General features: G+C 52.7%; 17 protein-coding genes. 1 reads left to right on the top strand and 16 read right to left on the bottom strand.

Features of this window, described 5'->3' with window-relative positions; translation table 11 throughout:
- Positions 1-23: 23 nt before the first annotated feature.
- From galB to KJW29_RS19000, 8 genes are all read right to left on the bottom strand, one after another.
- Positions 24-2456 (bottom strand): beta-galactosidase GalB, encoded by a 2433-nt coding sequence (gene galB / locus KJW29_RS18965; protein ID WP_214625742.1) that lies wholly within the window; start codon positions 2454-2456, stop codon positions 24-26.
- Between the two features lie 26 nt (positions 2457-2482).
- On the bottom strand, positions 2483-3991 hold the full coding sequence (locus KJW29_RS18970; RefSeq protein ID WP_214625743.1) for a sulfatase family protein: 1509 nt from the start codon (positions 3989-3991) through the stop codon (positions 2483-2485).
- A gap of 184 nt (positions 3992-4175) precedes the next feature.
- On the bottom strand, positions 4176-5579 hold the full coding sequence (locus KJW29_RS18975) for a sulfatase family protein (protein ID WP_087569012.1): 1404 nt from the start codon (positions 5577-5579) through the stop codon (positions 4176-4178).
- A gap of 21 nt (positions 5580-5600) precedes the next feature.
- Positions 5601-7004 (bottom strand): sulfatase family protein, encoded by a 1404-nt coding sequence (locus KJW29_RS18980; RefSeq protein WP_214625744.1) that lies wholly within the window; start codon positions 7002-7004, stop codon positions 5601-5603.
- Complete coding sequence (locus tag KJW29_RS18985; RefSeq protein WP_179215622.1) at positions 7001-7852, bottom strand: helix-turn-helix domain-containing protein; 852 nt, start codon at positions 7850-7852, stop codon at positions 7001-7003. The genes KJW29_RS18980 and KJW29_RS18985 overlap by 4 nt, the downstream gene beginning before the upstream one ends.
- Before the next feature lie 45 nt (positions 7853-7897).
- Complete coding sequence (locus KJW29_RS18990) at positions 7898-8533, bottom strand: bifunctional 4-hydroxy-2-oxoglutarate aldolase/2-dehydro-3-deoxy-phosphogluconate aldolase (protein WP_087569015.1); 636 nt, start codon at positions 8531-8533, stop codon at positions 7898-7900.
- Positions 8527-9516 carry a 2-dehydro-3-deoxygalactonokinase gene (locus tag KJW29_RS18995; protein ID WP_087569016.1) on the bottom strand — a complete coding sequence of 330 codons (990 nt, stop codon included), beginning with the start codon at positions 9514-9516 and terminating at the stop codon, positions 8527-8529. Before KJW29_RS18995 ends, KJW29_RS18990 begins: the two co-directional genes overlap by 7 nt.
- 73 nt (positions 9517-9589) lie before the next feature.
- Positions 9590-11011 (bottom strand): NAD-dependent succinate-semialdehyde dehydrogenase, encoded by a 1422-nt coding sequence (locus KJW29_RS19000; RefSeq protein ID WP_087569017.1) that lies wholly within the window; start codon positions 11009-11011, stop codon positions 9590-9592.
- Positions 11012-11385: 374 nt separating this feature from the next.
- On the opposite strand from KJW29_RS19000, the gene KJW29_RS19005 reads away from it, so the two are divergent.
- Positions 11386-13299, top strand: a complete 1914-nt coding sequence (locus KJW29_RS19005; protein ID WP_179215623.1) for a glycoside hydrolase family 127 protein — start codon at positions 11386-11388, stop codon at positions 13297-13299.
- A 207-nt stretch (positions 13300-13506) separates the two neighbouring features.
- Here KJW29_RS19005 and KJW29_RS19010 read toward each other — a convergent pair whose 3' ends face one another.
- The 8 genes from KJW29_RS19010 to KJW29_RS19045 all read right to left on the bottom strand — a co-directional run bounded on the left by KJW29_RS19010 (position 13507) and on the right by KJW29_RS19045 (position 24286).
- A complete protein-coding gene (locus KJW29_RS19010; RefSeq protein WP_087569019.1) occupies positions 13507-14694 on the bottom strand; it encodes a mandelate racemase/muconate lactonizing enzyme family protein in 1188 nt (395 codons plus the stop codon).
- Positions 14695-14831: 137 nt separating this feature from the next.
- Complete coding sequence (locus tag KJW29_RS19015; RefSeq protein WP_209071899.1) at positions 14832-15608, bottom strand: SDR family NAD(P)-dependent oxidoreductase; 777 nt, start codon at positions 15606-15608, stop codon at positions 14832-14834.
- A gap of 32 nt (positions 15609-15640) precedes the next feature.
- Positions 15641-16954, bottom strand: a complete 1314-nt coding sequence (locus tag KJW29_RS19020) for a carbohydrate ABC transporter permease (protein ID WP_087569021.1) — start codon at positions 16952-16954, stop codon at positions 15641-15643.
- A gap of 6 nt (positions 16955-16960) precedes the next feature.
- A complete protein-coding gene (locus KJW29_RS19025; RefSeq protein ID WP_087569022.1) occupies positions 16961-17830 on the bottom strand; it encodes a carbohydrate ABC transporter permease in 870 nt (289 codons plus the stop codon).
- Between the two features lie 63 nt (positions 17831-17893).
- Positions 17894-19285 carry an extracellular solute-binding protein gene (locus tag KJW29_RS19030; protein ID WP_246608281.1) on the bottom strand — a complete coding sequence of 464 codons (1392 nt, stop codon included), beginning with the start codon at positions 19283-19285 and terminating at the stop codon, positions 17894-17896.
- Between the two features lie 177 nt (positions 19286-19462).
- On the bottom strand, positions 19463-20824 hold the full coding sequence (locus tag KJW29_RS19035; RefSeq protein WP_214625746.1) for an extracellular solute-binding protein: 1362 nt from the start codon (positions 20822-20824) through the stop codon (positions 19463-19465).
- A 16-nt stretch (positions 20825-20840) separates the two neighbouring features.
- On the bottom strand, positions 20841-22463 hold the full coding sequence (locus tag KJW29_RS19040) for a response regulator (RefSeq protein WP_209071901.1): 1623 nt from the start codon (positions 22461-22463) through the stop codon (positions 20841-20843).
- Between the two features lie 5 nt (positions 22464-22468).
- Positions 22469-24286: a cache domain-containing sensor histidine kinase gene (locus tag KJW29_RS19045; protein ID WP_214625747.1), complete on the bottom strand. Its 1818-nt coding sequence runs from the start codon at positions 24284-24286 to the stop codon at positions 22469-22471.
- Positions 24287-24383 lie beyond the last annotated feature (97 nt).

A 24383-nucleotide genomic window follows, 5' to 3' on the forward strand; every position in this document is an offset into this window, starting at 1 on the left:
CTTCGCAAGAAATGGAAAACAGGTTACAAGAGACTAATTACAGTTTTACCCATATGCAGCAAATTCGAATTGGCATATACGACAATTGATCCTGCTTCGCCGGCTCGCGAGCGCACAATGACCAGGCATTTGCCGGAAAATGTAGAAATGCTCATGGCGCTGAATGAGGTTGTGCTGGTGGGATCGCCATTGTCCACAGCCACAATCTCACCTGGCCCCTCCAAACAGAAGGACACAGGGTGATTTGCACGGGGGCAGAGAATCCCCTGCTCATCGACTATGCTAACCGTTACGAAGGACAAATCCTCTCCATCCGCCCGGATAACGTTCCGGTCCGCCTCCAGTTGGACAGAGGCAGGTGCACCCGCTGTACGGACCTCGTGCGTCATGGCCGGTGCCTCGTTCTCATCATAAGCGACTACCCGAAGGCATCCGGGCTCATACGGGACGGCGTTCCAGCGCAGTCGATACCGCTCTGGCTGAGAAGAAGCTGATTTTCGCCGAATACCAAGCGAGGCACCGTTCAGAAACAATTCGGCCGCCTGATAGCTGGTGTAGCAGACGACGGGAATTTCCCGGCACTCGTGTCCTTCCCAGTTCCAATGCGGCAGTAGATGCAGCACCGGATTGCTTGACCACTGGCTTTGATACAGATAATACCGGTCCTTCGGTAGCCCGCACAGATCCATAATGCCGAAATACGAGCTACGGCTTGGCCATTCCTTCCGATAAGGCGTCGGCTCTCCCAAGTAGTCGAACCCGGTCCAGACGAATTCGCCCAGCATATAAGGTAGATCCTCCTGGGCCATGAACTCCTGATCCGGTGTAGTTCCCCATGGAGGAGCACTCAAATCATAGGAGCTTGCCTGCAGATCCGACTTCGGCTCCACGGGTATGTCCTCTACAGCAGGCAGGTGATATACACCCCGGGAGCTTACCGTCGAGGCGGTTTCGCTGCCGTACATGATCCAGTCCGGATGATGGAGATGATACTCCTCATATCGATGGGGCTTGTAGTTCCAGCCCGGAATATCCACAGCGGCCGCCAGACCGTTCTCTATCGCGTCATCCGACATGCTGAAACCGGCCGTCACCGGACGGGTAGGATCGGCGTCGTGGACAATTCCAGTTAGAAACGCAGTCGTTATGGCTCCACTCTCTAGCCGCTGCTCCCGCATTTCATTGCCGATGCTCCACATGATAATAGACGGATGGTTGCGGTCGCGGGAGATCATGGCCCGCAAATCCTGTTCGGCCCAGTCCTTAAACAGTCGGTGGTATCCGTTCTCCACCTTTCCTACGCCCCACTCGTCGAAGGCCTCGTCGATGACCAGCAGCCCCATGGCATCGCATAAATCCAAGAGCTCGGGCGCGGGAGGGTTGTGGCTCATGCGGATGGCGTTGCAGCCCATCTCCTTCATCAGCTCCAGTTGCCGCTCCATCGCCCGGACGTGAACGGCCGCGCCTAACGGGCCTAGATCATGGTGCAGGCAGACGCCTTTCAGCTTCATGTACTCCCCGTTCAGGCGAAAGCCTTCCTTTGCGTCAAAGGAAATCGTCCTGATGCCAAAGGGCGTTTCGTATTGGTCCACTTCCACCCCGTCCAGCAGCACAGTGGAGACTGCCTTGTACAACCTGGGATGAGCGGTACCCCATAGCGCAGGCCGCTTCACCGTCAAGTGCTGCTCGAATTCCGCATGGGCGCATACCTCCTGCACCGAGGTAGCCTGCGCGCAGAGGATCCCTTCAGGGTTTAGGAGCTGCGTTATCAGTTCCACCTTCGCTGCGGAGTCCGAGCTGCCGGCTACGTTCGTGCGGACCCTGATTGAAGCACACTGCTCCGAGATATCCGATGCCGTAATATACGTGCCCCATGGGGCAACATGAACGGGGCTCTTGACGACAAGCCTCACCTGACGGTAGATGCCTGCTCCGGGGTACCAGCGGGAGGAACTTGGCAGTGAGCAGACCTGCACTGCAAGAACATTCTCCCCGCCAAACGTCACATGCTCTGTCAGATCGAAGGTAAAGGAGGTGTAACCATACGGCCAGGAGCCGCACTCTGTTCCGTTCATGTAAACGGTGCTGTTCGACATCACCCCATCGAACTCCACTGTAATGAGCCGGCCTCTCCATGCCTCCGGAATGATAATGTGAAGGCGGTACCAGCCGATTCCGACGATCGGCAAAGCACCCGTCCTGCCGACATGCGTAATGTTGTCATGAATGCCGTCCTCCATAACCGAATTGACATGGACATCATGATCCGGGTGAAACGGGCCGGCAATAGCCCAGTCATGCGGCACTCTCACCGTCTCCCATCCGCTCTCATCGAGATGAACCCGGCTTCCCTGCACGGGTTCGGGCTCCTCCAGCGAATGCCGTGTAAATTTCCAGCCTTCCTTCAGCGGGATGATCTGCCTTCCGTTTTGTTCCTCATTCGTCATCGCTTTCATTGCACTTCCCACCTAGCACTTTATTGTCAGGCTCCATAAATCCGCGGCATCGGCATTGGCTCCTTGCCCAGCTCCGCCCAGGCATAATTGAGCAGCAGCTCGCTCTTCAGCCGCTGGCTGCCGTGATCGTCCCATAAATTGTTCAACTCCTGCGGGTCCTCCTGCAGATCGAACAGTTCGCCGTATGTCTGGTTATAGTACACCGTCAACTTGTAACGGTCGTTCACGTAGGTTTTCTGGTGAATCGTCGAAGGCTCATGGCGGAACTCACACAAAATGTGATCCCGAGCTCGGCTCTTTCGTCCCAGCCATACCTCAGACTGATCGATTCCGGTCATGTGTGGGGGAACCTGCAGGTCAGCAAGGGAGAGTAGCGTAGGCGCAAGATCCACAAGCGACACCATCGCATCACTCTTAAGGTCTGCCTCCACCTGGCCCGGATACCGGACGATGAAAGGTACCTTGATCAGATCCTCATACATGAAGCCGCCCTTAGCCTGAAGCCCGTGCTGACCGAAGAAATGCCCGTGGTCCGAGGTAAAGACGACGATGGTGTTGTCCGCCAGTCCCAGCTCATCCAGCCGATCCAGAATGCGGCCAATGTATTTATCCATCATGCTGACCATTCCATAATAGGTCGCTACCAGCTGCTTGCGTTCCTCCTCAGACTTGAGATGGGAATGGTATCCATGAATGGGCTGCCCGCTTTCACGCAAGGAAGAAAAGTCCGGGCGTACCTGCTGGGTTTTGCCAAAATGCGGCGGATTGCGGTCATGCTCACCGGGCACGACAGCCGGGATCGTGAGTTCCTCCGGATCGTACATCGTATCCCACGGCGCCGGCACAAGATATGGCGGATGCGGGTCAAAGAAGCTCGCCCAAAGGAAAAAGCGGTCTTCTTCCTGCTGATATTTGTACAGCTGTGCCTCGGTCCGCTCGGCAATCCAGGTGTTGTAGTGGTATTCCTCCGGAATATCCCAGGTATGCTGTTTGTCCGGATCCATCGTGCCTGTAGGCGACTTGAAATAATCCCTCCAGTTGGTGCAGCCCTTCTCTTCGAGCCAGATCGCATAGTGCTGGCCTACATGAGCTTCGTTGGTATGGTTCCGTGCCAGCTCCACATGGTTAAATCCGTAGAAGTTTTCTTTAAACTGACGCCAAAACTCCAGGTCCTGCAGAAGCGGATACGACTCCAGTGACGGGTATTCCTCCGTGCTGTGAAGCGGCTGAAAGTGAGCCTTTCCAATGAGAGCCGTTTGATAGCCCGCGGACTGAAAATAGTCACCGACCACCTTGCGGTCTTCCATGAGCTTGGTCCCAAGCGTCCAGGCTCCGTGCTGGCTCGGATACTGGCCGGTAATGATGGATGCGCGGGTGGGTGTGCAGGTCGGATTCGGGCAGTATGCACGCTGAAAGGTCGTCCCCTCCCGCACGAGCCGGTCCAGATTCGGTGTAGACAGCTCCGGCTGAATGGCACCGATCGTATTCCAGTGCTGCTGGTCACTTGTAATTAGCAAAATGTTAGGTTTTTTCATAGCGCTCCCCCTCCCCCAGATTCAATTCTTATATCGAATGTTACTGTCAAATAAGTCCTGAATTCATATCAGAATGTTAGGTCAGGTAGCTGCTCTGACCGTGGGCTACTCCGACCTGTTCATGTTCACGCGCACCTTCACCGCCCAACGGCTGCCCGCTTGTGTATAGGTTCGAATTAGAACTTTAAATGTCCGGGGTACCGATATTCCACGGAATATTCCACTTCGGGATTGCCCGGTACATATGGTTCAGAATGATGCGGGTGCCTTCCAACTTGTGCTGCTGGTAATCCGGATCATCCCACAGATTGTTCGTTTCCTTCGGATCCTGCTTCAGATCGTACAATTCACCATAATCCCGGTCCATATAGTGCACAGTCTTAATTCCGTTATAGATGCAGCCCTTTATCGCACCGGCCTCCATGTACACAACATCTCTGACCTTGACCTCCTTATTCCGATCCCAGTAGCCGTTATATGAGAAGCTCGATAGCTTCTCTGGCACCTCTGCTTCCGCGGCCTCCAAGCAGGTGGCAGCAATGTCGATATTCAAGACTTCATCGGCTACCTCTATGCCTTTAAAGCCCTTGACAGGCGGCTTTACGAATAACGGAACCCGCATCAGGCTGTCGGTCAGGCATTGCAACTTCTCCACCATGCCGAAGTCGCCCATAAAGTCTCCGTGGTCGGAGGTGTAAATAATGAGCGTATCCTCATACATATCGCGATCCTTCAACATTTGAATTACTTCGCCGATCTTTTGGTCAATTAAGGAAATGTTCGCATAATAGGAGCGTTTCGTCTTCTTGAACTGCTCCTCGGTGAAATCTTTCAGATATATTTGGGCATAGGAATCCATGCCCTTGAATTGAGGCGGCTTCTGGTCCAACTGCTCATAGGTCGTATCGGGAGACGAGAGCTCATTGAGATCATAAGCCTCGGCGTATTCAGTCCCTTCCAGATCATAAGGGTGGTGCGGACCGGAGAATGAGAGCGTGAAGAACCATGGCTTGGCGTCTTCCTCCTGCTTCTCTTGAGCTTTATTTTCCAGCCAGGTTTTACCCAACTCACCCAGAAAATCATCCAGATGATACTTGGTGTCCACGTTCCAGCGGCCGCCGCTGATGAACTCTTTCGTATATACGGACTTTCGGTCGATGCCGTTTTCCTTGAGGAAATCCAGATAAGGCTGAATATACTGGTTCTCAGCGAAAGCGCCGTGGCCGTCCACGATCATCTCATCATCAAAGCCCCGCTTGATTTCAGAGCCTGCAAAATGCTGCTTGCCGACTACCGCCGTATGATAACCCGCCTCCTGCAGGCGTGTCATGAAGGTCGTTTCATAAGCCGGCAGTTGGGTGATATAAGAAGGGCATTCGCACTCTGACGGAAATTTCCCTGTCATAATTGCAGCCCTGGAAGGCACGCAGGAAGGATTAGCACAGCGGGCGTTCGTAAAGAACACACTATCCTTGATCAGTTCATCAAGGTGAGGGGTTTGAACCTCGGGATTAATACAGGAAAAGGTGTCATATCGCTGCTGGTCGGTCATCAGAAACAATATATTTGGTCTTTTTTTAATAGTCATGTGATGTTGACTCTCCTTCCGTTATATTTGTGGAGCTCCGTAATTCCACGGCATGCATGAGCACTCTCCTAACGCAAGCAACTCATCTATTAGCAACGTCTTCAGTTGCTCCTTGACGCCGGCCGCCGCAGCATCTTCCCACCGGTTATACCGTTCCCAGGGATCCTCCTTGATGTGGTACAGCTCACCGTATGGCCGTCCCCGGTAATAGACCAGCTTCCACTCCTCCGTCCGCACGGCGCGCAAATCTCCGGCCTCCATGTACATGGTCTCCCTGCGCGGTGCCGCAGGCGGCCGCTCCCAGAAGGGATTCAGGTCAACGCTGTCCATGCGTTCCGGCACCTCTGCCCCGGCGGCTCTTAGGCAGGTCGCTGCAATGTCCAGGTTCGAGACGAAAGCTTCCTCCGTCCTCCCGGCAAACCCGGAACCCGGCGGCTTGACGATGAACGGCACACGCATGAGCACCTCGGACAGATACTGGCCCTTGCCCATCATTCCAAAATCACCCATATATTCGCCGTGATCGGACGTAAACAGGATGAGCGTATTGTCATACTCGCCGACTGCCTTCAACTCTGCAATAATTTCGCCAATCTTTTGGTCAATTAATGTCATGTTCGCATAATAGGTCAGCCGGGTCTCCTTGAGTTCCTGCTCGGTCATGCCAAAGGCGTTGGCCCCGCCGGGATTGCCCTGCCCGGTCCGGAGCTGCTCCTTGAAGTGAGGCGGCTTGCCATCAAGGTCGCCCTCCGAGGTCAGGGGCAGATCGATCTGCTCCAACCGGTATGCTTCCTCCTGTGGGAGCCCCGCGCCATCAAATGGCATGTGAGGCCCGGGGAAGGAAACACAGCAGTACCAAGGCTTGTCTACCGGCCTTTGGTGCCGGATCCACGACTTGCCCAGCTCTCCGATATAATCGTCGATATGGTACTTGACATCAGCCGTCCATCGTCTGCAGAAACGGTTGACAGGCTCACTAAACTCAGACGTCTTGGTGAAGCCGGACGCTTTCAGAAATTTCATGTACGAGGTTTCCGACTCCCCGCTACGCTCCCACTCGCCCGGCCCGTGCAAATCGATGATGTCTGCATGATCGTAGCCCTGATCAATGAGCGAATCGCCGAAATGCTGCTTCCCCAATACCGCGGTGTGGTAACCCTGCTGCTGCAGCAGGGAGGTAAATGTGACCTCGGAGGAGGGCAGATGGGTAATGTAGGTTGGAGCGCCGCACTTGCTAGGATACCTCCCGGTATTAATGGCAGCTCTCGCCGGCACACAGGACGGGTTCGTTGTATATGCACGCGTGAACAATATTCCTTCCTCTGCCAGCTGGTCCAGTACCGGTGTTCTTACCGCAGGATTTACTGCTCCCAAGGTGTCGAACCGCTGCTCATCCGTCATAATGAACAAAATATTTGGCCTCAAAAATGTCCGTCTCCTCTCCCGTTTACGACCGATCCTGTGAATTCGCCGCTTGAAGTGTAATCGTAATAACCCTTTTTCAGAAATGAAGTAGGATTGGTGCCGGTCACCTGCTTGAACACTCTCGTAAAATAGTAAGGGTTGGAGTAGCCCAGCTTCTCGCTAATTTGCGAGATGTTCATAGAACTTTCGCTGAACAAGCGAATCGCTTCCTTGATCTTCTGCTCCATAATGTACCGCTGAATGGACAGGCCAGCCGTCTTGGAAAACACTCGGCTGATGTAGGAGTAATTCATTGCCAACGACCGGGTTAAGTCCGTAGAACGGATTTCCTCGTGAACATGGCTGTGCACGAATTTCTTCACATCGGTCACCAGCTTCTGATTGCCGCTTCTCTTCCGATTTATCTCCCGGTACAGATCCAGCAGCAAATCTAGCGTCCCGACCTTCAACTTGAGCTCATCATAATCGGAGCCGCTGATATAATGGTCTAGCAGCTTGGTCAGCCTGACACAGGTACGCTGGTAATCCTCAACCTCCAGCCATTTCATATCCACCGAGCCGGGTGTGGGGGAAGCCGCGGGCGTAAACGTGATCCAGTTCCACTCCGAACCCGCCTGGGTCTTCTTGTGGCCGTAATGCCGGACCCCGTGCTTCATAAAAAACACCTGTCCGGGGCCGATATAGTACTCCTCGTCCGCTTCAATAATATGGACAAGCCCTTTTCTGACAAAAATCAGCACGTCGCTATCCACTACGCGGTCCATATGTGCCCATACGTCCTGGGTGCGGAACAGCCCCATATTTTGCACGTCGGGAAGAACATCCAGATTGAATTGAACGCCGTTCATCCCTGGCATTCACCTCCTTGCGTATGAAGCTGCACCTTGAATGGCTTAGTCGCCGGAGAGGCTTTGAATCATCCTGGCTGTATTTCGCTCGATCGTCTCGAAATCGCCGGCAAGAATATCCTTCATCGTAACCAGACTGCTGCCTAGACCGACACCGACAGCGCCATTGCGGATATACTCCGCAGCATTCAGTGCGTTCACGCCGCCGACGGCAATAATCTTGGCCTGATTTAATGGAGCCAGAATTTCCTTCACGTATCCGGGTCCGAAGGAGGAGCACGGAAACAGCTTGACATATTTAGAGCCGGCTTCCATCGCACGGACAATTTCTGTCGGCGTCATGGCACCCGGAAGCGGAAGCACATCACGGGCAAGGGCCGTCTCAATGACCGCCTCACTGACGTGGGGGGAGATCAGGAACTCCGCTCCCGCCTCCATGGCCTCCTTCGCATCTTCGCGGTTCATGACCGTCCCCGCTCCAATCAGCATGCGGCCATGAAAGGCTTTCCGCATGGAAGCAATGCCGGACAGCGCGCCTTCCGAATTCAACGTAATTTCGGCAAGGCGCACTCCTCCGGCGTACAACGCGTCCATCACCTTGTTCAAGCGATCCGGGGGAACATTACGCAAAATGGCAATAACTTGATGTTGTTCGATTTTTTCCTGTACGGTACTCAGCATGACGGCATACCTCCAATGTAGTATTGATACAGCCTGGCAGCCCCATACATACTCAGCAAATCGGACTCCTGCTCGGAAACCACTTCAATCTGCAGGCCGGGATAAGCTTCAACGAGGATAGGGGCGACAAGCGACGGAAACAGCGGCTTTCCGTACAGCACAATCCGCTTCACGCCTTCCAGCATGTGCGGAGTCAGCATCGACAGATCCATAGCGATCACCACGCCCAGCAAAAAGCTCGTCACCGCCTGCTTGCTGTGGCCGGACAGCAGCCCTAAAGTCCGAACAGAGAACAGCGCATGGCCCGTGCCATACGTATTGGCTGCTTGGAGCCCCTTCTTCACCCAGGGAAGCTCAGGAACCACCTCGTCCAGTGAAAGAACGCTGTCCTTTAGGATCGTATGCTGGGACACCGCCATCAGCAGCTCACCTGACACCGAGGTCAAGCAGCCCTCAATGGACTGCTCCCGCAGCTTGATCCACTTGTGGTGAGAGCCATAGTGCATGACGAGCTGGCACGCGTTATCCTGGCCCGGTCGTTCTTGACGGCTCAGATACCCGTATATTTCCGTTTCTTCTCCCCGCATCATATCACTTTCTTCTTCCTGCTCCCGAATGAATTTAATCCCGGGTACGAACAGGATCGGATAGGGAATGACTTCTGATAACAACTGCCGTTCCATCCGTGCCGCCACAGACCTTTCATCCACCGGCCCAAGCACATGAGCCACTTCATACAGCCCAGCATTGGACGTAATCATACCGGATGCAATGACCGCTTCCACCTGTGACATGAGCTTCGGGTGGAGGGTGCATAGCTGCATATAGCTTTCCTTCAACGCGGCCTTTAACGGATCGCTGCTGCCAGAGATTGCAACATCCTTAGCTCCTACCGGTTTCTTGATGCTTACAACCAAAGTATGATGATCCAACAACCTCATGCGGCAGTTGGTCGTTCCGCAGTCAATGACTAACAACTTCACGATGCTTCCCCCTAAGTTAATAGCAGGGAGCGGGCAGATGTCGATCAGCCCGCCCCCCGCTTGATGGGATCTCTTATTTTCGAATAGAAATACGCTTGATGTAGTAGTACTCCTCCAGGCTATAGGTTGAGCAGTCCTTGCCTACGCCGCTTTCCTTCATCCCGCCATGCGGAAGGGTCACATTATAGTGCGGGCCGTTGACACATACAGTGCCTGCCTCAAGCGTCTCTGAAATATTCAGAACATGCTGAAGATTCGTGCCGAACACATACGAAGCCAGGCCGAATTCCGTGCTGTTCGCTTCCTTCACCACATCCTCCACCTCACGGAACGTCAGGAGCGACAACACCGGACCAAAAATTTCTTCCTTGAAGATGTCCATATCCGGACGTACACCGCTGATAACGGTTGGCTCCAGGTAGTAGCCCGCCCTCTTGTCTGCAGGTACGTTGCCGCCGATTTCAATCTCAGCCCCTGCCGATACAGCGGAAGCGATCAGCTTCTGCACCCGCAAACGGTGGCCGTCTGTAATCATCGGACCCATACCTGCCCCAGGCTCACGTCCCCAGCCCAGAACGATCTGCTTCGTTTTCTCCACAACCTTCTCTTTAAAAGCCTCCTGCACGGATTCGTGGACAAATACCCGATTCGGCGATACACAGATCTGGCCGGCATTGCCGAACTTCAGGGACACCAGTTGGCTGGCTGCCTGCTCCAGATCTGCATCAGCAAGCACGATGGCCGGCGCATTGCCACCCAACTCTAGCGAGTAGCGCTTGATCGACGTATTCGATTGCCCGATGATGGCCTTGCCGGCTGCAGTCGAGCCGATCAACGTAATCATTCGTGGAATGGTGCTTTGGTTCATGACGGCTGCCAGCTTCAGGGTATCCCCTGTAATTACATTAATGACGCCAGCTGGGAATCCGATTTCCTCGGCAATTGCGCCGATCATCAGCGTAGAGAGTGGCGTCAACGGCGATGGCTTCAGCACGCATGTACATCCCGAGGCTAATACCGGACCGAGCTTGTAGGCGAGGTTCAGCATCGGAAAGTTCCAGGCCAGATAACCGACCACTACGCCTACCGGCTGCCTTTTGATCAAATTCATATATGAATTGTCTTCGTCTTCGATAATTCGCCCATGCAGGCGCTTTGCTTCCTCATAATAGTAACGCAAGCAGCGAGGCAGCATTTCGAAATCCTCTTCCGCCTGGGCCAGCGGCTTGCCGGTCTCGCTCATCAGTACATCCAGGATCAGCTCCCGCTTCTCCTCAATTGCTTGTGCCAGACGCTCCATCCAATCTCCACGCTTCTGTAGCGGAGTGCGCGACCATTCCGGGAATGCCTTCTCGGCGCTCTTTAATGCGGCTTCGGCTTGAACCTCTGTTGCCATGCGCAGTTCTCCGGCCAGCTGCTCTGTCGCAGGATTGTGGACGAGCATCACATCACCCACACCCTCTACGGCAATACCACCAATATAATGACTGTACATTGGCCCCAACTCCATTTTTAAATTTTCATTCTATATTTAAATGATAGCGACAGCATTTTCAGCTGTCAATGCTTAACTTTAAATAAATTTAAATATTAAAAATTATTTTATATATAGTTGGTTAGTTGAATTCGTTTTCTACAAACAAGATTTAAAACTGCTCCCGCAGGCTGGATATTCTAGAGTTTATGGCAAAAGAAAACAAGCATTTTTCAGTCACTGAGTTAAATCAACACCCGTATCCCGCCACTGTCCCTTGTAACCTAAAAGGTAAAAATAGTACTACTTTTGTTCCTTCTACTGCATGGATGAGGGTGTGAAATATGACTACAATGGCTTTAAGAACATCACATTTTCATACAGGAGGACTACCCTTGAAACAAGACATTCGTAAAGTAAAACCTCTTCAAATGACAGCCGCCCGCTGGACGACTGGATTCTGGGCGGACCGCTTTGGACTTTGCCACAACGAGATGATTGATTCCATGGAGAAGGCACTGCAGGTAAAGGAGAACGGTGCATATATGCCGAACTTCGAGGTGGCTGCTGGTCTGAAAACCGACAGGCATTACGGCGAGGACTGGTCTGACGGCGACTGCTACAAGTTTCTGGAAGCGTGTGCGCACGTATATGGCCTGACCAAGGACACTGAGCTGAACCAAAAGATGGACAAGTATATAGGCTTTATCGCGAAGGCTCAGGAAGAAGACGGCTACATCAGCACGAACGTGCAGCTCAGCCACAAGCAGCGCTGGGGACAACGGATTTTCCATGAGGATTATAACTTCGGGCACCTCCTGACGGCGGCGTGCGTGCACCATACAGCGACCGGCAAGGACAATTTCCTCAACGTTGCTATCAAAGCGGCGGACTATCTGAACCATACCTTCAACCCTTGTCCGAAGCACCTGATCCACTATGGCTGGAACCCATCCAACATTATGGGCCTTGTGGAACTATACCGTATAACAGACAATGAGCAGCACCTGAAGCTGGCAGATATTTTTATGACCATGAGAGGAGCAGGCTACGGCGGCGAAGACCAGAACCAGGACCGCACACCGCTTCGTGAGGAGATCGAGGCCACAGGCCATGCGGTTACCGCTGTTTATCTGTATGCTGGTGCTGCGGATGTGTACGCCCACACCCAAGAGAAATCCATTATGAACGCGCTGGAGAAAATATGGGACAATATGTACCTTAAGAAGATGTACATCACCGGAGGAATCGGTTCCATTTACAACGGTCTCTCTCCGAACGGCGACAAAATCTGGGAAGCCTTTGGCACCGACTATCATCTACCGAATCGTTCCGCTTATACCGAAACATGCGCAAACATCGGGAATGCCATGTGGTCCATGCGGATGTTTGACCTGACCCAGAACCCTAAATATATGGATGTTTTTGAAAAAGTCGTCTACAACAATCTGTTGGGCTCCATGTCCCTTGACGGCCAGCATTTCTGCTACACCAACCCACTGGAAACCCGCGGCGGCAAGCTGTTCAACCATTCCTCGCTCCAGACCCAACATTTCCGGACGCAGCGCTGGTTCACGCATACCTGCTACTGCTGCCCGCCGCAGGTGCTGCGTACAGTGGCCAAGCTGAATCAGTGGGCTTACGGACAATCCATTGACGGATTGTACTTCCACCTCTACAGCGGCAATGAGCTGAAGACGGTGCTGGAATCCGGAGAAACGCTGGAGTTGGACGTTCAGACCCGCTTCCCGGCCGAGGAAACCGTCCGCATCACGGTCAAGAGCAGCCTGAAGCAAGAAACCTCCATCTTCCTGCGCATTCCGACTTGGGCGGAGGGAGCTTCCGTGAAGGTGAACGGGCAAGCGCTTGAAGGCGTTACGGCTAGTAACTATTTCGAGACCCGTCAGGCCTGGAAGGCGGGCGATGCTATTGAGCTCGTCTTGCCGATGCAGGTTCGCATGATCGCAGCCAATCCGATGGTGGAGGAAGCGCGCGGACAAGTTGCGTTTACGTACGGTCCCTTCGTATACTGCCTGGAGAGCGTCGACCTTCCGGAAGACACTTGCATCGACCAGATCCGTATTCCGCATCAGATCAAGCTTACGGCACAGTACGACAGCGAGTTGCTGGGCGGTGTAACGAGACTGAAGGGAACTGCCGTAAAGCTTCCGCCTGCTGATCATAGCGATGCTCTATACAAGCCGTTCTCGCCTTTGCAGACGGAAGATATCGAGATTAATCTCGTTCCTTACTATGCCTGGAACAACCGCAGCCACAGCGACATGTCGGTCTGGCTGCCATTAATCTAGCATCAGCTTGTGAAAAGCCGGCCAGGCCCTCTGTTATTCGGGAGCGGCTGGCTTTTTATATATAAGCGAGGACTCTGATGAATATACTTATGCACACGCCAAAGAGGCAGCGTAACGGAGCATTCCCGGCCGCTGCCTTTTTACATCATTGCTTGCGAAGTATCGCCACGCCCTTGCTAGTCTCTGTCTACTGCTGTGCGGTTAGCATCACTTCATTTCCTCTTTAAACGGCAAAATCATGCCCTTTAAATCCTTCACCGCATATTTCTCAATAATCTCGCGATTGATCTCCACACCAATACCAGGTCCATCCGGAATCGACACCATACCGTCCTTCATCGTAATGGCATGACCGATCAGATCCGCACGGAATGGATGGGACGATTGATCGTATTCCAGCATAGGCTCCTCAGGGAACAGGCCCAGCGGGGTCGGCGCCAGGGACGCAATGAATTGGAGCGAGGCCGCCAGGCCAACTCCCGAACCCCAAACATGAGGAACCATCATCGTATTCCAGGCTTGTGCGAGCGTTGCAATCTTCTTGCATTCCGTGAAGCCTCCCGAGGAGCAGAGATCAGGCTGCACAATGTCAAGCGCGCCTTGCGCAATCCAGTGACGGTAGCCCATCTTGCCAAACAGATTCTCACCGGATGCAATTAATGTTCCTGTAGCATGACGAATCGCTTTGTAGCCGTCTATATCCTCCGGAGCCAGCAATTCTTCCATAAAATACAGCTTAGACGACTCCGACTCCAGCAGCAGCCTTCTTGCCAGTCCCGTGTTATAGGCGCCATTGGCATCCGCCATGAGCCGCATTTCCGGTCCCACCGCTTCCCGGACGGAGGTGATCAAGGCCAGATCCTCGTCTATGCCGAAGCCGATCTTAAGCTTCATGGCACGAAGACCATTCGCCTTATGCTGCAACGCCTCTGCTACGCCATCCGCGGGGTAGCTGCCCTTCGCCGTCCGGTAGAAGCCGGTCGCATACGGCATAACCTGCGTGCGGAACGTGCCGCCGAGCAGCTTGCTGACGGGAAGGCCGCAGCTTTTGCCCTTAATGTCCCACAATGCGATATCAATGCCGCTTATAGCATTCACCGCCGCGCCGCCTTGGCCGTAAGGACGCGACAGATTGTACATTTCCTCCCAGAGCACATCCGTGTCATGAGGATCTCTTCCTATTAGAAGTGGCGCAAACGCGTGTCTAATAAAGGCGGCGGCAATCTCCGGCGGCTGGAGCCCATGGCACAGGCACTCTCCCCACCCTGTAATGTCGGCATCCGTCTCGATCTCCACCAGCACCGACGAGCGCTGCTTCACCCAGCCTTGAGAGAAATAAAAAGGTTCCTCCAGCAGCGATTTCATGACATGCACTTGAACGTTTGTTATCCGCATCCCGCATTCCCCTTTGCGTTCGATTACTTCAATTATACCCCCTTCATTTTTTATGTCAAACACAATTTTATATATAAACATAAGTAGGTAAAATAAGACACTCCAGCTTACAGCGCTGAAGCGTCTTGTTCACGCAGTCAATAATCATTATGCAGCCGGATCGAAACCCCGCCGTCAATCACAAGAGAGGAGCCCGTCATATAGGATGCCTTGTCGCTTGCAAGAAAGGCGACCAGCTCGCCAATCTCGTCAGGCTCCGCCATTCTTCCCAGCGGGATATTCCGGGTCAGCTCCGCTTCCCTCGTCTTGCGGTTATCAACGGGAATGGTGCTCAGGTATCGATCCATAGCTATGTTCCGCGTTAATCCTGGCAGAACGGCATTAATCCGGATGCCGAATGGCGCCAGCTCCAACGCAAGACTCCTCGACATGGCCGTTACTCCGCCCTTGATCGCCGCATAGGAGCTGAAGCCCGGAAGCGTAACATGCGCATGTACGGAGGCGATATTAATAATGGAACCTGACTGGTTCCGCTTCATATGAGGCAGCACCTGTTGAATTAGGAGGAACTGCCCCTTCAGGTCCGTCCGCAACACACGATCCAATTCCTCCGAATGAATCTGCTCCACCGGCCTGTAATAATGAGTTCCTACATTATTAACCAGAATGTGAACATCACCGAATTGGGAGACGGTCTGCTCCACAGCCGCCTGCAATTCCTCCTCCTTGGCTACATCCGTACGTATGAACAGCACTTCACCGCCGGTAGCAGTCAGCTCTGACATGGCCGCTTGGCCAGCATCCTCGTTCCAGTCCAGCATAGCGACGCGGCAGCCCTCTCGAAGCAGCACCTCGACGATGCCTCTGCCAATGCCTCCAGCGGCGCCCGTTACAATCGCAACCTTTCCTTTCATATCGCTAATCGGCCTCCTTGTCCTGAAGCTGCTTAACCCTTCACGCCAGAGAACGCAACGCCCTTCTCAATATACTTCTGCGCGAACAGAAAGATCAGCAGCAGTGGAATCATAGATACGAACGCGCTGGCCATCAGCATGTTTTGCAGCACGCTTGGCTGATTTTGCAGATCGTTGAGCGCAACGGTAAAGGTCCAATATTTCGGCGAGCTGTTGACGACAAGCGGCCACAGAAACTCATTCCATACCGGTATGAAGGTCATAACGCCGACCGTAGTGAAGATTGGAATGGACAGTGGCGTCACGATTTGCAGAAAGGTTCTGAGCTCTGATGCGCCATCCACTCTGGCCGCCTGCAGCAGCTCCTTGGACACCTGATCGAAGAAGCCTTTGAACAGGAAGATCACAATCCCCCACGCGGTGTGCGGCAGGATAACCGCAAGCAGAGAGTTGACGAGACCCAAGTCTTTCATTAGAAGGTACAGGGGCAGCAGCAAGGATATATCCGGAATCATAATAGTGGCCAAGAAGAACATCACCCATATAAACTTCCATCTCTTGCTCTCGATCAGATGAGCCAGCGCATAACCGGCAAGCCCGCCCAGCACCATCTGCACAAGCACGCTAGCCACTGTAATAATGGCGCTGTTCAGGAAGTATTGGGCGAAGCCCAGCGCCCCGGCCGTATCCTGCGCCACCTTGTTCAGCGCCGTATAGCTGCTGAATATCCGAATCCAATTGGATGTCTCGCTAATGGCAACTACTTGACCTTTAACCAGCTCATTGGATCCGTAGAAGGCCGAGAAGCGAGTGGACAGATCCGACTCCGCTATAGAAGGCGTTACCGCTATGCTCTTGCCGCCCTCCCCCTCCCAATTGAACTTGGACAGCTTGTTCTCCCGAATAATCGGCAGCTTCTTATCCATCATCTTGTCGTTGAAGATCGTGGTTGGCACAACCTTGGGCTGTCCTACGAAGAACATGGAGGAGACGGTCTCTGCCGTATAGAGCGTTCGCCCGTCCTTCACGCCAGTCACGGTCACATCGCCGATGCTTTCCCGAATATTTTTCATCCACGGGTACCACATGGCTCTCATGGCGTCCTTCTCGTAAAACTCCGGATCGCTTTCATTGATCCCCGTATAATCGATGGTCACTTCAATGGATTGGGGAATCGTCGGCAGCCACTTGGGCGGATAGGAGTTAATATCCTTCTCCGTCTTAAGCGAGGAGGCGAACATCCACAGAATGGGGATCAACGCAAAGATTACGAATGATATCGTCACCACATAGGCCGTAATCCTAAGCGATCTTCCGCCTTTTTCCCTGATGCGTGTACGTTCCATATATGATCAATCCTTTTCTGCGGAAATTTTATTCTGAATGAGGGTCAGCACCGCAATGACGATAAACATAAATACGGATACCGCACCGGATATGCCGAATCGGGATTGCTGGAAGGCCGAGTTGACCACGAGCATGGACACCACGGTTGTGCTTCCGGCCGGTCCGCCTTGCGTCATAATATAGATATGGTCATAAGCCAGCAATACGCCTGACATAAAGGCTACAAATTGAATAACTATAATAAATTTGATGTTGGGCAGAAGCATCGTCCACATTCTTCTCCATGGACCAGCTCCATCCATCTTCGCCGCCTCCAATATTTCCGTTGGAATGGACTTCAGCGCAGAATAATACAGGAGCAGCGATATGCCGTTGCCGGCGAATACAGCGGGCAACACAATCGCAAGCTTCGTCATCGTGGCGTCGTTGAGCCACAGGTATGGACCTAATCCTACAAAATCAAGCCAATAGTTGAGCAGACCAAAATCCGGGTTGTACATCCACTTCCACACGAGCACCCCGCCTACAAGCGGCATGATTGTCGGCATTTGATACATGAATCGAAAAAACGCATTACCCTTCTGAATGTCGTATAGGAACAAAGCCTGAACAATAGGAATCCAGAACGTCAGGCCCAAATAAAGCGCAAAAAATATAAATGTATTCGAAATCGCTTGCCAGAACGTGGTTGAGCTCAGAAATTCTGTATAGTTGGCGAAGCCGATGAATTTGCCAGGCGGATTAACGATGCTATAGTCAAAAAAACTAATATACGCCATATTCAACAACGGATAATATTTGAACAGCAAATAACATACGACGGAAGGCAACAGAAACAGAACAGGCACCCAGCGAATGTTTAATGTACGCAACATATGTCTCCCTCACCCCAGGAACGGCTATCGGGATTCCCCCTGCCGGGAGAATCCCAATGGCTATTATTTTTTAACTTCTTGATTATATTTGTCTACGACTTCACGCTGTGCCAGACCCTGCGCCTTCTGCATAACCGCCATAGGATCCGCTTTCTCATCCAGAAGCACCTCTTGAACAGCTTTGACCACATAAGGGCTCAGACGCGCTTTCAGGAAGTATTCCAGACGCCCTTCGCCGGCAGCCGCTTGCACGTTCTCAATCAGCTCTTGGGGCATACCTTCTACGAATTGGGATGCGTCAACATCAGATCTTACATTCAGCAGATTCGGGAAGATTCCGTTATCCATTTGATATTGCAGCAGGCCATCCTGTACTTCCTTTGACATCAGGTACGTTGCGTATGTGAACGCCGCTTGCTGCTTCTCTGGCGTTGCCTTCGGATTAAAGATCCACACCGCGCCGCCTACCTGTGCTGGGGATGTTCCGCCTGGGCCCGGAGGCAGTGCGGAGAAGCCAATATTTTCAATATCCATGCCCGAGGATACCATACCGCCGAACCAGTTGGATGCCGCAATCATCGAAGCTGCGCGTCCTTGATAGAAGTCATTGGTATTCTCATCCAGGCTTTGTACCACATTTTTTTGTGTCGCTTTATACTTGAATTTCAGATCTTGGTAGTATTGAAGCGCCTTTACTGCAGGCTCAGATGTGAAGGTCAGCTTAGCGCTTCCATCTTCCTGCTGCTCGGTCAGGTCGCCGCCGGCTTGCCATACATAATATTCGAAGAACCAGTCCGCCCAATCCATACCCAGCAGAGCGTAGCCATATTGATTTTTGGAGGCGTCCGTCAGCTTCTGCGCCGCTTCTCCAAAGGACTCCCAGTCCTTCAAGGCTTCTTTTTCATCCAGGCCCACGTCAGCAAACATTTGTTTGTTGTAAGCCAGTCCCGTTACATACATGAAGTTCGGAATGCCGTAAATTTTGCCGTCTCTTGTAGCTGCCTGTGTAGCGGATGGCAGGAACATATCCTTCTCCGCGTAGTTGTTCCACAGCTCCGTAATATCAGCCGCAATGCCTTGGTCGATGTAGGATTCCATATCCGGGAACGCATTTGCGTACAGATCCGGCTGCTCGCCGCCTACAACGGCTGTCATGAACTGCTCTCTTTCTTTGGTCAGCGTCTGCATGACGTGTTCAACCTTGATATTGGGATACTTCTCGGCGAAATCCTTGAACACCTGCTCCCAATATGGCTTAGCCGGGTCGCCGTCCTGCGGCATGTCCCATGATACAATCTCAACCACTTCATCCGTAGCAGGCGGTGCTGACGCGGCATCATCTCCGTTGCCGCTTCCATTATTGCCGCCGCCGTTGTTGCCGGAGCATGCTGCCATGAACAGCGATACAACAAGAGTCAGGGCCAGAACAGCCATTAGCTTTGCTTTCTTTTTCACTGATAGTTCCCCCATTCGAGTGATGTGCTTAAACTTTGCTTTGCTTTGCTTTACACTTCTTATTGTAGAAGGAATGGGGGCGTGAGCTGTAAGAATATATTAAGCGGTTCATACGAAAATCTTAACCATACATACAGAAACGAGCGGAAGCCTTGGAAGGCTGTCCGCTCGCCTGGATTAGTCGAACTCCATATTATAAGCGTCAATGACCTCGCGCTGAGCTTTCTCCTGCGCTCGGGTGAGGGCATCATATGGCTTTGTGTTTTCATTCAGCAGAACCTCCTGAACCGCAGCAGAGACATAAGGGCTTAGACGGGACTTCAGGAAATATTCAAGCCGACTCCCCTCGGCTGCCCGCTGAATACTGCGGACAAGCTCCTCCGGCATCCCTTCGGCGTAAGAGATAGGATCAACATCCTCCCGCACTGACAATAGATTGGGCAGCATACCGTGCTCCTTCTGGAATCGAAGCATCTCCTCCAACGCGTATTTGGATGTCATGAAGGTCGCGTAGGTGAAGGCTGCCCGCTGCTTCTCTTCCGTTGCGTTCGGGTTCAATATCCAGATGCCCCCGCCCACTTGTGCGAGTGACACGCCGGCGGGACCCTTCGGAAACGTCATCACACCGATATCATCCATGTCAACACCCGATTCCAGCATTTCCCCGAACCAGTTGGAGGCTGTAATCATCGTCGCGGCGCGCCCAGCGTAGAAGTCTTTTTTGTTGTCATCCAGACTTTGCAGCGTGTTGGGCTGCGTCACGCCATAGCGGAACTTCAAATCCTGATAATAGCTCAGCGCCTGAACCGCGGCATTGGAATTAAAGGTCAGCTGCACGGTTCCATCAGGATTCTTGCTGGTAAGATCACCTCCGGCTTGCCACACATAATATTCATAGAACCAATCCGCCCACTCGGTTCCCAGAATGGTATAGCCATATTGATTGCTGGAGCGGTCGGTCACTTGCTCCGCCGCCGCTGCGAAGGAGTCCCAATTCAAGAACGCTTCCTCCGGGTTGATGCCATTCTCCTCAAAAATCCGTTTGTTATACGCCAAGGCTGTCACATACATGAAGTTAGGAATACCATAGATTCGTCCATCCTTCTCCGCTGTCGTCATAGCAATGGAGGAATAGTCGGCGCTGTCCGGATATTGTGTCCACAGCTCTGTAATATCGGCAGGAATGCCCTGATCAATGTACGACTCCATATCGGGAAATGCGGCATTGTACAAATCCGGCTGCTCGCCCCCTGCGACAGCGGTCATAAACTGCTCGCGTTCCTTCTGGAAGGCCGCCTCCATATGAATCACCCGGATATGGGGATAGGCCTGCTCGAATTCCTGAAACATGCGCTCGTAATACGCCTTCTCTGCCGAGCCCGCGAATGGCTTGTCCCAGACAACAATTTCGATAACAGGGTCCGTCAAGCCATCTTCCAGCTTCTGATGGTTATCTCCGGAGCACGCGGTCAAAGACAATAGGAACCATAGGACAGCGCCCGCCGCTAATGTCGCTCTTGTCACAATACCTGCAACCATCCTTCTCCCCTCCTTTCTACGCATGCGGAGCGCTCTTATCCCTATATTGGCCTGGAGTAGCGCCAAAGCGCTTGCGGAATACGCTTCCGAAATAAGCCGCATCGTCGAAACCGACCCTCTCGCTGATATCGCGTATCTTCATATCGGTCTCCACCAGCAGCCGCGCCGCTTCCTTCATCCGAAGCCCATTCAAGAAATCAACAAAGGATTCCCCGTATTTCTCCTTAAAGCGCTTGGAGAAGTAATTGGGATGAATAAAGAACCGTTCCGCAATCATCGCCAGCTGGATAGGCTCTGCGTAATGGCGCTCCAAGTAGAGCCGAACCGCCTCCATAATTTCTTTTCCTTCAATATTATTGGATTTGGACAATAAGCCAATCATATTCGTAACGAGCCGCTTCATCTGCTCGACAATCTCATGCCATGCTGTCGCTTGCTGCAGCTCTCGCTGCAAATCTGTCAGCTCGCCGATCGCCCACTGCGAATCCGTGGCATGGGTGATCCAATATTTGTTGAGGAATAGATACAAATCCACGCAGAACCATTCCACCATCACATAGCTGGAGGCGGGCTCCTGCACAATGGCGCCAAGCCGCCGCTCGATCCACTTGTGAACCTTGTCCTTCTCCCACTTGCCCAGCCAATCCTCCAGAAGCTTGACATCCTCTTGGCCGATAAAGGACTTCCGTTGCGCCTCTTGGCCCCCATTCGCTGCGCCCTGGGCCTGATAGATCCGATTCCCTCCATGAAGGATCGCGTTCCTGGCGATCTGCTTCGCTTCCCGGTAGCTCTCCTGCACCTTCGCCATTTGTGGCTGATAAGGCCCTACGCCTATCGTGACTCCCAGCTTGAGATACTTCCGAATGCCGAACGAAATCGCTTCCAGCGTATAGGTCACTCCCGCGCTGTCCTGCCCCTTCTGAAGTCCAAGCACGTACACCAGCTCGAAGCGCCTCAGCGAATGATGCACAAGGATGCCCCTGATAGCATTGGACAGGAAGCGCTCCGTTACAATATTTTTGATTGCGAACCAGAGCAGCTCCTCCTCACCTGGACCAAAGGAGCCATGAGGCACCTTGAACGGCTCCAATTGGAGGACAACCGCCGTAAAGGCAGCTCCATGCTTCGCAAGCTCATTCAGCTCGCTGCTGGCCTCCGCGAAGTCCTCTTCCTGCAGGAATTGGGTAAGCGCCTGCTGACGGGAAGCCTCCTGGCTTGTTTCAGCCACGCACTTCAGCTCCTGAATCATCTGATCCGTCTGCTGCTCCGCCTCTCTGCGCTCCAACAGCTCCATCAGCGTAGCATACAGCTCATCGTCCTCCAGCGGCTTCACCAGATAATTGCTGACTCCGTATTTGATCGCTTGCCTGGCGTAATCAAATTGATCATAGCCGGTGACAATGATCAGCTTAACCCGGGCATCCAGCTCCAACGCATGTCGGATAAATTCCAGACCGTTCATGCCGGGCATATGAATATCCGTTACAATCAGCTCCGGCTTCGCTGTCTTCATCAGCTCCAGCCCCTTGAGCCCGTCCCCCGCTTCCGCTACGACCTCTACAGGCAGACCGGTTTGACGAATCTTATGGATGATGCCTTGTCGAATAATGGGCTCGTCATCCAACACCATAATTCTCATATCGTTTAAGCCTCCTGGTCGGGCAAATAGGTTTTGATCGTAATTGAAAAGGTTGTCCCATATTGCTCGTCGCTGCTGAACGTAATGCCGCATTCCGAACCATATAACATGCGGATACGGGATTGCACATTGTGAAGGCCAATAGAAGCCTGTTGATGTTCAAGCCCTGCAGGAGCATCCTCCAGTTGCAGCAGCGCCCTCAGCCACTGCTGCCGCTCCTCATCAATGACCAAACCATTATTCCATATTTTCACCTGAAGCTCGTCCTGACTCAGAGAAATCGCTTCAATTCGGACAATCCCGCCATCAATGCTATGGCTGATTCCATGATTGACGCTGTTCTCCACTAGCGGCTGGAACAGAAGCTTTGGGATCGGCACCTGCTCCAGACCCGGCTCCAAATAAATGGTGTAGTCCAGCCTGCTGTCGAACCGGATTTTCTGTATGGACAAATAGAGCCTGATTTGCTGAAATTCCGCATCCAGCTTGGACACATCATTGCCGCTTATATTATAACGGAACATCTTGGCCAGCGAGCGGCTGATCAGAGATACTCGATCGTCCCCGTGCAGCGAGGAGATACTATCGATAATGCCTAAGGTGTTGTACAGGAAATGGGGATTAATCTGCGATTGCAGCGATTTGATTTCCGCATTTTTTTTCACTATTTCCGATTCATATACCTTGCTGATCAGACGGTTAATCTCCCTGGTCATACGATTGAAGGATTTGCTCAGATACCCGATCTCATCCTCGGTACGCACGGGAAGCACGACGGAATAATTACCCTTCTCAATCGCTTTCATGCCTTTGCTGAGCAGCTTAAGCGGCGTAATGGTGCGGGACGATATAAATCCCGCCAACAGCATGGAGAACAGCAGGGTGAACACGCCAATCCAGATCGTCCGCTTCGTGAAATTGTCGGCAGACTCCGTCAGCACCCGAGTAGGCACCTCCGTAACGACAAGCCAGCCCGTATGACCCAGACTGTCATAAGCGATCAATTGGTTTTCTCCTAAGCTGGAACGGTAATAGTGGCCTTTGCTCTGGCTGCCCACCATCAGCAGCTCCTCAGCGGTCAAGATGCGCTTGCCCCGCTCAGCGGCATGCCTGGAATACACGATGGTGCCAAGCTCCTTATCCACCAGATAGGTTCTGCCCTCTCGGCTCCCCTCGCTTTCCGCCAGCCACTGCTCCAGCGATTCCGATGACAGCGTAAAATGCATCACACCAAGAATGGGACCGGGCGATGTCAAGGTAATTTGTCGAATCGCTTGGACATACGACAGCGTGTAACCGACCTGCTGTCCTGACGCGCTGGGATTGTACATGTCCGTAGGCAGCCACAAGCCTTTGCCATTGGCTCCAATCGCGACTTCCGTCAAGCGCTGCATTTCACTGGGGGCAATCAGGGTGGATACCAGACCGCCTACCCGCATAGCGAAGCCGTCAAGCTGCGAGATCACCACATTCGATACAATAGGATGATTGTATACAAAATTGGATATTTTGCCGCGGTAAGAGCTTTGTCCCTCCGGATCCGTGCCCATACCGCGCACAAACTGATGAAAGTCAAAGTCTCCAAAGTAGTTCCAGGCAAAGCTTTTGACGTTCGTCATATTTGCGTTCAGCGTGGAAGCGGATTGCTGCGTCAGGCGAAGATGACTATCTACTGCCTGTGCCCGCAAGTCATTAGCCGTTCGGAAATAGAAGTCGAACAGGAGCACGAATACAATTAAAGCGATAATAATCAAATAAGACAATAATATTTTGCGATACAGGGACTTGCCGATGTATCGGCTTATAGCATACAAGACTCGCAATGCTCCACCTCTCCTTCCCAGTATCACGTCCTCTTATTGTAAGGGATGAGATACAAAGTGGAAAAGAGCACCCGTTTCCAATTGGAAACAAAGTGCT

This window comes from Paenibacillus agaridevorans (assembly GCF_018604145.1).
In the GTDB taxonomy this organism is placed as follows: Bacteria; Bacillota; Bacilli; order Paenibacillales; family Paenibacillaceae; genus Pristimantibacillus; species Pristimantibacillus agaridevorans.